Genomic DNA, 13,918 nt, shown 5'->3' on the forward strand with positions numbered 1-13,918 from the left:
GACGCGGAGTGGCTCGCACGGCCAAAACTGCGCCAGGGCGGCCTTCTTGGTATGAATGTCGGGTGGCGAACGCAGGGGACTCGGACGGAGCCTGGCTCCACCGGCTGCGCAATCACTACGCGATCCAAAACGTCACCGCGATGCGCCCGAGCTTGCCCTTTTGGGTGATCCACTGGCGCGACGACGGCAGCCTGGACTGGATGGAGCTCGGCGCCCCCTCGCGGGAGCTCAAGCCCTTCCACTTCGAGATCCACTTTGGCCGCGAGGAGCGACGCGACCAGCACTACCTCGAGGCCCTCGCGGAGGCCACGGACGCGGGCGGGCCGACGATCCGCGAGCTCTCGGGGTGGTGGGACTTGTTTTGCCCGATCCGCCTCGAGGGCGCGCCGCGGATGTTCCTGCACGCGGGTCAGTTCCTGCGCCGCCAGCCCAGCTGGGACTTCCTCGCGGCGCGCTGGCGCGAGCTCACCGGCCAAGAGCCGGCCGGGGCCAACCCCGACTTCGTGCGCTTCACCAAGATGGCGCTGAGCCTGCCGGTGCTCGAGGACGAGGCCGTCGAGGCGCTGCAGGAGTTCGCCCGGCTCTACGCCGACACCCTCGGGGGCTCGGACGAGGGCTCGATCCACGACCGCGTCGACGAGCTCAACGACGGCGTGCTCAACCGCCTGTGGCCCATCGACGACTGGGTGCAGCTGGCGCTCAGCGGCGAGAAATTCCAGCTCACGCCCTGGAACCTCGAGGGCGGGCTGACCCCGTGGATGAAGGAGGGCATGGGCATCTCCCGGCTGCCGACGGTGGCCATGGCGCTGATGCCCGTGGACCCGCCGACCTCGTCTTTGGACCCGACCCAGCTGCTGATCCGCAACGCCGAGCTGCAGCGGGCGGTGATCACCTTCGTGCGCGGCTTCAAGGAGACGGCCGCGACCACCCTCGAGGACTACGGCGTCTCGCTGATCACCTCGACCCGGCGCGGGCGCTCGAAGGCGCGGGCGCGGGTCGAGCTGCGCGAGCGGGCCCAGCAGCTCCAGGACTTCGTGCGCGAGCGCTTCGCCCTGCGCTGCGTGGTCGGCATCGGCAGCGCCTCGCCCCCGGGCTCGCGCCTCGACGGCTCCCTGCGCGAGGCGGTCCTGGCCCTGCACATGTGCGTACAGCTCGAGCGCGACGTGCTCTTCCACGACGAGCACGAGGGCAGCGAGCGCTTCGCCTACACGGCGCTGCACCGCTCGGGGCGCGCGCTGGTGGACGCCTTCGTCGAGGAGAACCCCAACGCCACCAAGCTGGCCGCGGACCGCTACGTCCGCCTGGTCCTGGTCTACGCCAAGGAGCGGGTCGAGATCGTGCGCGGGCAGCTGCTGGCGATGCTGTTTCAGATCCTCGACGCGATCCAGCGCCGCCACCCCATCAACGACGCGGCCCGGGACGAGTTCGCGGCCCAGCTGGTCCGCGAGCTCGAGTCGGCCCACGCCCTCTCGCACATCATCGAGGCCTTCAAGGCCGCGCTCGGGCGCCTGAGCTTCGTGTCCTCGCGGGTGCTCGAGGGCCCCAAGCTGATGCGCATCGAGGTCATCCTCCACCACCTGCGCTCGAACTACGCCGAGCAGCTGCGCCTGCCCGACGTGGCCAAGAAGGCCGGCATGTCCGTGCCCGCGTTCAGCCGCGCGTTCAAGCAGGCGACGGGGGCCTCCTTCCTCGCCTACCTGCGCGAGGTCCGGGTCGAGCACGCCAAGCGACTGCTGATGACGACGCCCCTGATCGCCGAAGAGATCGCCCACGCCTGCGGCTTCCAGTCGCAGCACCACCTGATCCGCTCGTTCAAGAAGGTCACCGGGGAGACGCCCGGGGCCTTCCGCGAGTCCATGCGCAGGCGCAGCGATGACAGCTGAAGCCGATTGGGGGCAGCTGCTGGGCGACGCGCCGGTGCTGCCGGTGGTCGCCGTCGACGATCCCGAGCGCGCCGTGGCCCTGAGCCGGGCGCTGGTCGAGGGCGGGCTGCCCTGCGTCGAGATCACCCTGCGCAGCCCCAAGGCCCTGGCCTGCATCGCGCGCGTGGCCGCCGAGGTGCCCGGGGCGGTGGTCGGGGCGGGGACGCTGACGCGCGCGGGCGAGGTCGCCGAGGCCGAGGCCGCGGGCGCGCGCTTTTTGGTCAGCCCCGGGCTGACGCCGACGCTCGCAGACGCGCTGCTGGCCTCGAAGCTGCCGGCCTTGCCCGGGGTGGCGACGCCCTCGGAGGCCCTCGCCGCGCGCGCGCGGGGCTTTGGGGCGGTCAAGGTGTTCCCCGCGGCCGCCCTGGGCGGCCCGGGCTTTTTGCGGGCCCTGGCCGCGGTCACCGGCGACCTGCGCCTGTGCCCGACGGGCGGGGTGGGGCCGGCGACGCTGGCCGAGTACTTCGCCTGCCCGCGGGTGTTCGCGGCCGGGGCGAGCTGGCCGTGCGCCAAGGAGCTCATCGCGGAAGGGCGCTGGGGCGAGGTCCGCGAGCGGGCTCGAACCCTGGCGAGCGCGGCCCGGGCTGCGCTTGCGGGAGAGCCCTCGTGACGCTGCGCATCGGCATCGACCTGGGCGGCACCAAGATCGCCGCCGTCGCCCTCGACCGAACCGGAGCCGTGGTCGCGTCGCGGCGCGTGCCCACGCCGCAGGACTACGGCGAGATCCTCGACGCCCTCGCCGGGGTCGTCCGCGGCATCGAGGCCGAGCTCGACGCCCGAGCCAGCGTGGGCATCGGGACGCCCGGCGCGGGCTGCCCGGACACGGGCATCATGCGCTACGCCGAGAACACCGGCCTCGAGGGGCGGCCCTTCCTGGCCGACATCTGCGGGCGCCTGGAGCGGACCGTGAAGGTGGCCAACGACGCCAACTGCTTCGCCCTCAGCGAGGCCACGGACGGCGCGGGAGCGGGGGCAGAGGTCGTCCTCGGGGTCATCCTGGGCACGGGCGTGGGCGCGGGCCTGGTCGTGCACGGGCGCGCGCTGGCCGGGGTCAACGGCCTCGCCGGCGAGTGGGGGCACAGCCCGCTCCCGTGGCCGGGGGAGGGCGAGCTGGACATCGCGCCGTGCTACTGCGGGCGCACCGGCTGCACGGAGATGTTCCTAGCCGGCCCCGCGATCGCGGCCGACCACCTGCGGGTCACGGGGCGGGCGGCCTCGTCCGCCGAGGTCGTGAAGCTCGCCCGCGGCGGCGAGCCGGGGGCCCGCGCGACCCTCGATCGCTTCCTCGATCGCCTCGCCCGGAGCCTCGCGCCCGTGGTCAGCCTGCTCGATCCCGGAGTCATCGTGTTCGGCGGCGGCGTGTCCAAGACCGCCGAGATTTACGCCGAGCTCCCGGCGCGCATGGCCCCCTGGATCGCCTTCGAGGCCCCGCGCACGCGGATGTTGCCGTCCGTGCACGGCGACGCCTCGGGGGTCCGCGGGGCGGCCTGGCTGTGGTCGCCGGCGGACTGGGAGCGGGGTCTTCCGGCGGCCTGGCGGGGCTCTCCGGCCTTCGCCGGGACGTAGAAAACATCCGCTGAGATGATAATTTAGCGCCATCGGCTGGTCCCTCGGGGGTGATATCCCGATGGCTGAATCCGATGAAAAGCCGCGTCCATGTCCCCTTGCTGAGTTCTTTTGCGCTGTGCGCGGCGTGTAGCACGAGTTCCGTTTCGGCGGACGCCAACATCGCCACGGTCGCGCTGGGCAAGCAAGCCGACGCCCTGGCGGCGCCCGCCGTGCCCGGCGTGAACGTGCCGGCGATCAAGGTCGACACCGTCGGCTACCCGAGCGGCTGGCCGAAGGTCGTGATCTTCAACGTCGATCCGGCGGGGGCGCAGCTCTTCGACGCGAACGGCCAGGCGGTGGGGCCCATCGAGGCGACGCCCAAGGCCCTCGGCGAGGACGCGGCCTCGAAGGACCCAGTGTGGCAGGTGGATCTGGGCGAGCTCCCGGCCGGGCGCTACAGCATCGGCGTGGGCGAGGCCCGCTCGGACGTGTTCGAGGTCGGCCCCAAGGTCTACGACACGGCCCTGGTCGCGGCCCAAAAGCACTTTTACTTCCAGCGCACGCGCACGGCCCTGGTCGAGCCCTACGCGGTCTGGGAGGGCGACGCCTACCTGCGCGAGACGGCCTCCCACGTCCACGACGACGTCGGCTGGGACCTCCTCGACTACCCGGCCAAGAAGCGCAAGTGGACCGTCGAGGGCGGCTGGCACGACGCCGGCAACTTCGACATGTACGTGCCCTCGACGGCGCCGACCTCCCAGGCCTTGCTGATGGCCTACGACGCCAACCCCTCGCTGTTCGCGGACAACCAGCTCAACATCCCCGAGTCTGGCAACGGCGTGCCCGACCTCCTCGACGAGGCGCGCTGGGGCATCGTCTGGGTGCTGTCCATGCAGGAAGACAGCGGGGTGTTCCGGGCCAACGAGGCCGTGGTCAAGTGGTCGCCCGAGGGGCCCGCGGACAAGGACAAGACGGAGCGGTGGATCGCCGGACCGAGCTCTTCGGCCACGGCCAAGGCCGTCGCCGTGCTCGCCCGCGCGTCCGTGGTCTACCGGCCCTTCGACGCCAAGTTCGCCGATCGCTGCGCCGCCGCGGCCAAGAAGGGCTGGGCCTGGCTCGAGCAAAACCCCGGCCACCTGCGCGCCGAGAAGGCGCCGGACAGCGAGCAGCCGCTGTGGGACGACGAGCCCGAGTTCAACGACTTCGGCGCGCGCTTCATCGCCGCCTCCGAGATGTGGCGCGCGTTCCAAGAGCCCGCGGCCCAAAAGCGCATCGCCGCCGCGCTGGCGGATGAGCGCTGCAGCGTCAAGGAGATCAACAGCGGCGCCTGGGCCAACCTCAGCCGCTGGGGCGTGGCCGTGGTCGCGGCCGACGACACCATCGACGCCAAGCTCCGCGAGGACGCCCGCACCAAGCTGCGCGCCGCGGCCGACGAGCTGCGCATGCGGGTCGAGGGCGAGGACGGCTACCGCTGCGCCTCGGGCCTCAACGACTACTACTGGGCCCACAACTCGAACCTGCTCGAGAAGGCCCACGTGCTCGCCGTGGCCGCGGAGGTGTTCGACGAGCCCGCCTACGAGCAGGCCGCCCGCGATCAATGGCACTGGATCCTCGGCCGCAACCCCAACGGCTACTCCATGGTCACGCGGGTCGGGAAGGGGCCGACGACCATCTATCACATGGAGTGGGGTGAGACGGATCGGCCGCCCCCGGGCTACCTCGTCGGCGGACCCAACTACTCCAACATGCGCTTTTTGAGCCCCGACGCCCCGGCCAAGGCCTTGCTGTGGGACAACCCCAGGCCCCTGCGCACCGGCACGCCGGCCCACGCGATGTGGCATTGGAAGCAAGAGGAGCTGTGGGAGGGGGGCTTCATCCCCGAGGGCGAGTGGATCGAAGGATGGTGGGCCGTCACCGAGCCCGACATCATCTACAACGCGAACCTGGTGCTGGTCGGCGCGAGCCTGATCTGATTTGAGCTGAGCTGGAAACGAACATGAGCCGACGAGGTCGCAGTCTGATCAACGCCGGGTGGCGGGTGCAAAGCTCCGCCAAGGTGGACGCCGGGGGCGAGGCGGTCGCCAGCCCTGGCTTCGAGGCCCACGGCTGGTACCAGGCCGAGCTGCCGGCGACGGCGCTCGGGACCCTGGTCGAAGCCGGGGAGTACCCCGACATCTTCCACGGCACCAAGTTGCGCGAGGTCCCTGGGCAGGGGCCGCGGGCGCAGAACTTCTCCAACCACAAGATGCCGGAGGACAGCCCCTTCGCGGTGCCGTGGTGGTTCCGCCGGAGCTTCCGCCTGGACCCCAAAGAGCTGGCCGCGGGCGAGCGGGTCAGCCTCGAGTTCGACGGCGTCAACTACCGCGCGCGGGTGTGGCTCAACGGCAGCGTCATCGCCGAGCCCACGGAGATCGTCGGCACCTACCGCGAGTTCGAGGTCGACATCACCGATCAGCTCAGCCCGAGCGGGGACAACGTCCTCGCCCTCGAGCTGTTCGCGCCCAAGCCCTGCGACCTGTCGAACACCTGGGTCGACTGGAACCCCTCGCCCTCCGACAAGAACATGGGCATCTGGCGGGACGTGTGGCTGACCCGCACCGGGCCCGCGGCGCTGCGCCACCCGGCCGTGCTGACGGCGCTCGAAGCTGACGGCAGCGCCCGCTTGACGGTGCTCGCGGACCTCGAAAACCGCGGGGACGAGCCCGTCACGGCCCTGGTCCACGGCGAGTTCGAGGGCCACCGCTTCTCGAAGACCGTGACCCTCGCGCCCCAGTCTCGAGCGCGCGTGCTGTTCACCGCCGAGGACGCGCCCTGCCTGCACGTGCGCGAGCCCGAGCTGTGGTGGCCGCGGCACCTGGGCGATCCGGCGCTGCACCGCATGGCCCTCGAGGTCGAGGTCGGCGGGGTCACCAGCGACGCCGAGGACTTCGAGTTTGGCATCCGCACCGTCGAGGGCGTGCGCACCGAGGAGGGCTACGCGGCCCTAGAGGTCAACGGCCAGCGCGTGCTGATCCGCGGCGCCGGCTGGGCCCCGGATCTCTTCCTGCGCCGCGATCGCGCCCGGGAGTGGGCGCAGATCGACTACGTCCTCGACATGAACCTCGACACCATCCGCTTCGAGGGCATGCTCGAGCGGGCCGAGTTCCTCGAGCGCTGCGATCGCGAGGGCATCATGGTCATCGCCGGCTGGTGCTGCTGCGACCAGTGGGAGAAGTGGGCCGAGTGGAAGCAGGAGAACTTCGTCGTCGGGCCGGAGTCGCTGCGCAGCCAGGTCCGCCGGACCCGTCGCCACCCGTGCATGGTCGCGTGGTGGTACGGCAGCGACTTCGCGCCGCCGCCGGAGGTCGAGCGCTCCTACCTCGCGATCCTCGAAGAAGAAGCGTGGCCCAACGCCTACCACTCGAGCGCCTCGCACCGCCCCGCCGAGATGACCGGCGACTGCGGCATGAAGATGCTCGGGCCCTACGAGTACGTGCCGCCCAACTACTGGCTCGAGGACACTGAGCGCGGCGGGGCCTTTGGCTTCGCGACCGAGATTTGCTCGGGTCCTGCGGTCCCGCCCATCGAGAGCCTGCGCAAGATGCTGCCGGCCGAGAGCCTGTGGCCCGTCGACGAGACCTGGCACTTCCACGCCGGCGGCCAGGAGTTCCACAACATCGACATGTTCACCCAGGCCGTCGAGGCCCGCTACGGCGAGCTCGGGGGGGTCGAGGACTTCGCCCAGCTGTCCCAGCTGCTCACCTACGAGTGCCAGCGGGCGATGTTCGAGGCCTACACCCGCAACAAGACCCGCGCGGCCACGGGCGTGGTCCAGTGGATGCTCAACAACGCGTGGCCGTCGATCATCTGGCACGTCTACGACTACTACCTGCGCCCGGGCGGGGGCTACTTCGGGACCAAGAAGGCCTGCGAGCCCGTCCACGCCCTCTACACCTACGACGACCGCGGGGTGTGGATCGACAACAGCCTCGGCGAGGGCTTCGAGGGCCTGCGCGCGGCGGTGCGGGTGTTCGACCTCGACAGCAAGCTCATCCACGAGCGCCGCGATCGCGTCGACGTGGCCGCGAACGGCCAGCGCCAGGTCACCACGCTGCCGGACTTCGCGGACCACGGCCCGCTGGTGTTCGTCGAGCTCTCGGTCAGCTCGAGCGCCGGTGAGCGCCTGAGCCACAACGTCTACGCCCTGCCGGCGCGCCTCGACGAGCTCGAGCACGACAAGGGCACCTGGTACTACACGCCCGTGGCCCGCCACGCGGACCTGCGCGCGCTGAGGCAGCTGCCCCCGGCCGAGCTGGCCGTGCGCGTGAGCGCTGACGAAGGCGATCGGGGGGATCAGGGCTGGGTCGCGGAGCTCGAGAACACGGGCGAGGCCCTGGTGTTCTTCGCCCAGCTGCGCCTGACCGACGCCGCGGGCGAGGACCTGCTGCCGGTGCTCTACTCCGACAACTACCTGAGCGTCATGCCCGGAGAGGCGGCGCAGGTCCGGGTGAGCTTGCCCGGCGGCGCGGCCATCCCCGCCGACGCGCGCCTCGAGATCGGGGCCATCAACCTCGAGGCGCGGAGCCATCGACCGCCCGAAGAACACGGGGGCGCGACGGCGAGCGCGGGCGCGGGGGGGGCCCCCGACCCTTTCGCCGGGCCGGTCGACGCTGAAGTCCTCGTCTTCGGCGCGACCGGTGACCTCGCCTACCGCAAGCTGTTCCGGGCCCTCTACCAGCTGGTCCGCGCCGGCGACCTGAGCCGCAGCTCGGGGCTGCACGGCGTCGCCCTGGGCGCGATGAGCCGGGACCAGTTCAACCAGCACGTCGCCGAGGCGATCACGGAGACGCTGACCCCACGAGAGCGCGACCCGCTGACCACGGCGGCCTTCGTGGGCGCGTGGCACTACGACGATCTTGGAGAAGCCGACGGAGTCGCCTGGTCGCGCCTGGCCGAGCGCCTGCGCGGCAGCACCAAGCCGCGGCTGATCTACCTGGCGACGAGCAGCGCCCACTACGGATCGCTGTGCGACGGCCTCGCCGGGGCCGGGCTGATCACGCCGGGCACCCGCCTGGTGATCGAAAAGCCCATCGGCCACGACTCGGCCAGCGCCGAGCGCATCAACGCCGACGTCGCCCGCCACTTCGACGAGGGCCAGGTGTTCCGCATCGACCACTACCTGGGCAAGGAGACCGTCCAGAACCTGCTCGCGCTGCGCTTCGCCAACGTGCTGTTCGAGCCGCTGTGGCGCAACACCGTGGTCGAGGAGGTGCAGATCACCGTCGCCGAGGACATGGGCGTCGAGGGCCGGCTGGACTTCTACGAGCGCACCGGGGCGCTGCGCGACATGGTCCAGAGCCACCTGCTCCAGCTGGTGTGCCTGGTCGCCATGGAGGTCCCCCACGCGCTGACGGCCGAGGCCGTGCGCGCCGAGAAGCTCAAGGTCATGAGCGCGCTGCGGCCCATCCGGGGCGCCGAGGTCGACCGCTGCACGGTCCGGGCGCAGTACGAGGGCTACGGCCTCGAGCACAGCGAGACCGAGACCTACGCGGCGATCCGGGCCGAGGTCGCCAACTGGCGGTGGGCGGGGGTGCCCTTTTACCTGCGCACGGGCAAGATGCTGAGCCGACGACGCTCGCGGATCTCGCTCAAGTTCCGCGAGGTGCCCCAGTCGATCTTCCCGGGCAGCCAGGCGCTGCGGGCCAACCAGCTCGACTTGCTGTTGCAGCCCGACGACGGCATCCGCCTGAAGCTGATGGCCAAGGAGCCCGGGCACGGCATGGCGCTGCACGGCGCGAACTTGTCCCTGGACTTCCACGAGCACGACGACCGGCGCCGGCCCTACTCCTACGAGCGCTTGCTGCGGGACGCCCTGCGCGGGGACTCGACGCTGTTCGTGCACCGCCGGGAGGTCGAGCTGGGCTGGGCCTGGGTCGACCCCATCATCGAGCACTGGCGCAGGCGAGGGCGCTCGGGGTTGCTGCGCTACGCGCCCGGGAGCGCCGGGCCCTCGGGGGCGGACCGCCTGTTCGGCAGCCGCTCGGGCTGGGACGACGCGTTCCTGAGCGAGGACCCCAAGCCGCCGAAGTGAGGACGCCGTGAGCATCGATCTGCACGAAGCCGAGGGGCGGAGGGAGCTGGGCGCCGCGGTGGCGCGGCGCGTGCTCGAGGCCCTCGGGCGCGCCCTGGCCTCGTCCGCCTCAGCGCGCGCCCTGGTCAGCGGCGGGAGCACGCCGGGGCCCTTCTTCGACGCCCTGGTCGAGCTGGGCTCGGGGCTCGACTGGTCCCGGGTGGAGATCGGGCTCGTCGACGATCGCTGGGTCCCCCCGGACCACCCCGCCAGCAACCTCCGCCTGGTCCGCGAGCGCCTGTGCCGCGGCCCGATCGCGGAGGCGCGGGTGCGCGGCCTCGGGGCCGTCGAGCTCGACGCGAGGGCGAGCGTGCGCGCGGCCGACGAGCGCGCGCGCAGCCAGCCCCCGCCCGCGGTCGTCGTGCTCGGCATGGGCGGCGACGGCCACTTCGCCTCGCTGTTCCCCGGCATGCCCGGGCTGGCCGCGGCCCTCGACGTCGACGCGCCGCCCGGGGTGCTCGGGGCCCTCGCGCCGAGCCCCCCGCAGGCCCGCGTGAGCCACAACCTCGCGGCGCTGCTGGCCGCGGACGATCTGATCTTGCACATCACCGGCGCCGAGAAGCGCGAGGTCTTCGAGCGCGCCCGCGCGGACGCCGAGCCGGCGCTCCCCGTCCGCGCGCTGCTGCGGGCCGCCGAGCGCCGCGAGCGAGGCCTCGCCGTGTACTGGGCGCCCTAGCAGCCGCGCTGAGACCCCGCGAGCCGAGCCGTCCCGAGGGCTCGCCGCATCGAGCCAGACACAGACAGCCATGCCCGTCCACCCCACCGTCGATCGCGTGACCCGAGCCATCCGCGAGCGCAGCGCCCTGGCGCGCGCGCGCTACCTCGAAGCCATGGACGCGCAGGCGGCCTCGCTGCCGGGATCAGGAAATTCCGGCGCGAAGCCGGCGCGCCGGGGGCTCGCCGCGCCCAACTTGGCCCACGCCCTCGCGGCCGCGCCGAAGGACGACAAGCACCACCTCCAGGTGCTGCCCTCGCCCTCCGTCGCCATCGTCACCGCCTACAACGACATGCTCTCGGCCCACCAGCCCTACGCCGCCTACCCGCCGCGCATCAAGGCGGCGCTGCGCGAGGTCGGCGCGGTGGGTCAGGTCGCGGGCGGCGTGCCGGCGATGTGCGACGGCATCACCCAGGGTTACCCGGGCATGGAGCTGAGCCTGTTCAGCCGCGACGTCATCGCGATGAGCGCGGCGGTGGCCCTGAGCCACGGGACCTTCGACGCGGCGCTGTGCCTGGGCGTGTGCGACAAGATCGTCCCCGGCCTGCTCATCGGGGCGCTGCGCTTTGGCCACCTGCCCATCGCCTTCGTGCCGGCGGGGCCCATGCCCTCGGGGCTGCCCAACGCTCAAAAAGCGGCGGCCCGGGTGCGCTTCGCCAACGGCGAGATCGACGAGGCGGCGATCCTCGCCAGCGAGCTCCAGGCCTATCACAGCGCCGGGACCTGCACCTTTTACGGGACCGCGAACACCAACCAGCTGCTCATGGAGGTCATGGGCCTGCACCTGCCCGGGGCGAGCTTCGAGCCCCCGGACACGGCCCTGCGCCACGCCCTGACCCGCGACGTGGCCCAGCGCGTGGCCCGGGCTGCGGGGGTCCCCAAGGCGTCGCTCGCAGCTCGCTTCGACGAGCGGGCGGTGGTCAACGGCGTGGTCGCGCTGCTGGCCACGGGGGGCTCGACCAACCACACCCTGCACCTGCCGGCGATCGCCGCGGCGGCGGGCATCGAGCTGCGCTGGGAGGACATGGACGCGCTCTCGGCCGTGGTCCCGCTGTTGACGCGCATGTACCCCAACGGCCAGGCCGACGTGAACCACTTCCGGGCCGCGGGCGGGACCGCCTACTTGATCAGCCAGCTCCTCGACGCGGGGCTGATCCACGGCGACGTGGGCACGGTCTTCGACCTTGGCACGGGGAAGGACGTCGGCCTCGAGGCCTACCGCCAGCGCCCGCGCCTGAGTGAAGCGGGCGCGCTCGAGTGGGTCGCCGGGCCCGAGCGCAGCGCCGACGAGGACGTGCTGCGATCGGCGACCGAGCCCTTCGCCCCGGACGGTGGCCTGCGAGTGATCCGCGGTCCCCTGGGCCGGGCGGTGATCAAGATCTCGGCCGTGGCCCCCGCCCACCGGCGCGTGCGCGCCCGGGCCCGGGTGTTCGAGGATCCGCTCGACCTGCTCGCGGCCTTCTCGGCCGGAGAGCTCGAGGGCGATCTGGTCGCGGTGGTTCGCGCCCAGGGCCCGCGGGCCAAGGGCATGCCCGAGCTGCACAAGCTCACCGCGCCCCTCAAGGCCCTGCAGCAGCGCGGCCACGCCGTGGCTTTGGTCACCGACGGGCGCATGTCCGGGGCCTCGGGCAGCGTGCCAGCGGCGATCCACCTGACCCCCGAGGCCGTCGACGGCGGCCCCATCGCCCAGATCCGCGACGGCGACTGGCTCGAGCTCGACGCCGAGGCCGGCGAGCTGCGCTGGCAGCCCGAGGGGGAGCGCGCGCCCGCGACCAATCCCGACATGGGCCAGGATGTCACTGGATTCGGGCGGGAGTTGTTTGCCATCTTTCGTGAGAAGGTCGGCCCCGCCGACCGCGGGGCGTCGGTGTTTGCCAACCTGAACCCCGAGCCCGCCTCAGCGCCGGAGCCGACATGACCGAGAGCATCCACGACCACGCCACCCGCCTGCGCGACCTGCCCCTCGCCGAGCTCGTCTCGGGCGAGGCCGGCACGCGGGCCGAGCCCTGGTACGAGCACCGCGTCGGCCCGCTGCTCGCCGACCTGCGCAAGCACCAGATCGACGACCCGGCCTGGCGCGCGCTGTTCGAGCTCGCCGAGGCCAGGGGCGTGCTGGCGACCCGCGACCGGATGTTCGCGGGCGAGGCGATCAACAGCTCCGAGGGCCGCCCGGTGCTGCACGTGGGCCTGCGCGCCCGCCCGGGCGAGTGCGTGGTCGAGGGCGAGGACATCGGCGCCCTGGCCAAGGCGGTGCGCGAGCGCATGGCCGTGTTCGCCCGCAGCTTTCGCGCCGGCGAGCTCAAGGGGGCGACGGGCGAGGTCCTCGATCAGGTCGTGTGCCTGGGCATCGGCGGCTCGGAGCTGGGCCCCAACATGGTGCTCGAGGCCCTGCGCGAGCACGTGCCCGCCGGCGTCACCATCCGCTTTCTGAGCAACATCGACGGCTCCGCGGTCAACCGGGCCCTCGCCGGCTTCGAGCCCGAGCGGACCTTGATGGTGGTCACCTCGAAGACCTTCACCACCCACGAGACCCTGCACAACGCCAGCTCCGTGCGTCGCTGGATCGAGGCCGGCGTCGGCGCGGACGGGGTCGGGGCGCACATGGCCGCGGCCACGGCCTCGCCCGATCGCGCCCGGGCCTGGGGCGTGCCCGAGGACCGCATATTCGAGTTTTGGCAGTGGGTCGGCGGCCGCTACAGCCTGTGGTCGGCGGTCGGCCTGCCCATCGTGCTGGGCGTCGGGCCGGAGCGCTTCGAGGCCCTGCTCGACGGCGCCCGCGAGCTCGACCGCCACTTCCTCGAGTCCCCCGCGGCGCTGAACCTGCCCCTCAAGCTCGCGCTGCTCGGCCACTGGTACGCGACGGGCTTCGACGCGCGGACCCACGCGGTGCTGCCCTACGACGCCCGCCTCGGCCGCCTCGTCGACTACCTGCAGCAGGTCGACATGGAGAGCAACGGCAAGTCCGTGACGGCCGCGGGCCAGGCCGTGGACGGGCGCACGGGTCCGGTGGTCTGGGGCGGGCCGGGCACCAACGGCCAGCACGCCTACTTCCAGCTGATCCACCAAGGCACGCACACGATCCCCGCGGACTTCTTGATCGCCATCGAGGCGCCGCCCGGGCGGGAAGACCACCACGCGATCTTGATGGCCAACTGCCTGGCCCAGACCCGCGCGCTGATGGTCGGCAAGGCCCAGGCGACGGTCGAGGCCGAGCTCGCGGCGGCGGGCGTCGACGCGGACACCATCGCGACCATGGCCCCCCAGCGGACCTTCAGCGGGAGCCGGCCGAGCACCACCGTGCTGCTCGAGCGCCTCGACCCCCGCGCCCTCGGGGCGGTCATCGCCCTCTACGAGCACAAGGTGTTTTGCCAGGGCGCGCTGTGGGGCCTCAACAGCTTCGACCAGTGGGGCGTCGAGCTGGGCAAGGTCCTCGCCAAGGAGCTGCTTTTGGTGGTCCAGGGCGAGGTGGCCCTCGACGACGCGGATTGCGACGCCTCGACGCGCGCGCTCATCGAGCAAATTCGCGCGGCCAGCTCGGATTGACGCAGGGCTGGGTAAATGGCCCGGAGTGCCCGCCAGGCCGGCCCAGAGGCGGTCTGAGGGCGCTCGGTGTAGGCGTTCAAA

The 13,918-nt window shown here is 72.3% G+C and carries 8 protein-coding genes; all 8 read left to right on the forward strand.

Annotation, left to right across the window (positions count from 1 at the left end; all coding sequences use genetic code 11):
* The first annotated feature begins 62 nt into the window (after positions 1–62).
* On the forward strand, positions 63–1,883 hold the full coding sequence (locus PPSIR1_RS41480) for a helix-turn-helix domain-containing protein (protein ID WP_006969049.1): 1,821 nt from the start codon (positions 63–65) through the stop codon (positions 1,881–1,883).
* On the forward strand, positions 1,873–2,532 hold the full coding sequence (gene eda / locus PPSIR1_RS00765; RefSeq protein ID WP_006969050.1) for a bifunctional 4-hydroxy-2-oxoglutarate aldolase/2-dehydro-3-deoxy-phosphogluconate aldolase: 660 nt from the start codon (positions 1,873–1,875) through the stop codon (positions 2,530–2,532). The genes PPSIR1_RS41480 and eda overlap by 11 nt, the downstream gene beginning before the upstream one ends.
* Positions 2,529–3,488 (forward strand): ROK family protein, encoded by a 960-nt coding sequence (locus PPSIR1_RS00770; protein WP_006969051.1) that lies wholly within the window; start codon positions 2,529–2,531, stop codon positions 3,486–3,488. Before eda ends, PPSIR1_RS00770 begins: the two co-directional genes overlap by 4 nt.
* A gap of 98 nt (positions 3,489–3,586) precedes the next feature.
* The gene (locus PPSIR1_RS00775) at positions 3,587–5,443 is read left to right on the forward strand and encodes a glycoside hydrolase family 9 protein (protein WP_006969052.1); all 1,857 of its coding nucleotides are present in this window, start codon (positions 3,587–3,589) and stop codon (positions 5,441–5,443) included.
* Between the two features lie 65 nt (positions 5,444–5,508).
* Positions 5,509–9,540 carry a glucose-6-phosphate dehydrogenase gene (gene zwf / locus PPSIR1_RS41485; protein WP_006969053.1) on the forward strand — a complete coding sequence of 1,344 codons (4,032 nt, stop codon included), beginning with the start codon at positions 5,509–5,511 and terminating at the stop codon, positions 9,538–9,540.
* Between the two features lie 7 nt (positions 9,541–9,547).
* Entirely contained in the window at positions 9,548–10,255 is a 708-nt protein-coding gene (gene pgl, locus PPSIR1_RS00790) for a 6-phosphogluconolactonase (RefSeq protein WP_006969054.1), read from the forward strand.
* A 70-nt stretch (positions 10,256–10,325) separates the two neighbouring features.
* Positions 10,326–12,212, forward strand: coding sequence for a phosphogluconate dehydratase (edd, locus tag PPSIR1_RS00795; RefSeq protein WP_006969055.1), 1,887 nt, complete (start codon positions 10,326–10,328; stop codon positions 12,210–12,212).
* On the forward strand, positions 12,209–13,837 hold the full coding sequence (gene pgi / locus PPSIR1_RS00800) for a glucose-6-phosphate isomerase (protein ID WP_006969056.1): 1,629 nt from the start codon (positions 12,209–12,211) through the stop codon (positions 13,835–13,837). The genes edd and pgi overlap by 4 nt, the downstream gene beginning before the upstream one ends.
* The last annotated feature ends 81 nt before the right edge of the window (positions 13,838–13,918 follow it).

Source organism: Plesiocystis pacifica SIR-1, from assembly GCF_000170895.1.
In the GTDB taxonomy this organism is placed as follows: domain Bacteria; phylum Myxococcota_A; class Polyangia; order Nannocystales; family Nannocystaceae; genus Plesiocystis; species Plesiocystis pacifica.

Bases quoted from the DNA above. Each gene is read 5' to 3' on its own strand.
- eda (WP_006969050.1), top strand. From the start codon at position 1,873: ATGACAGCTGAAGCCGATTGGGGGCAGCTGCTGGGCGACGCGCCGGTG.
- edd (WP_006969055.1), top strand. From the start codon at position 10,326: ATGCCCGTCCACCCCACCGTCGATCGCGTGACCCGAGCCATCCGCGAG.
- pgi (WP_006969056.1), top strand. From the start codon at position 12,209: ATGACCGAGAGCATCCACGACCACGCCACCCGCCTGCGCGACCTGCCC.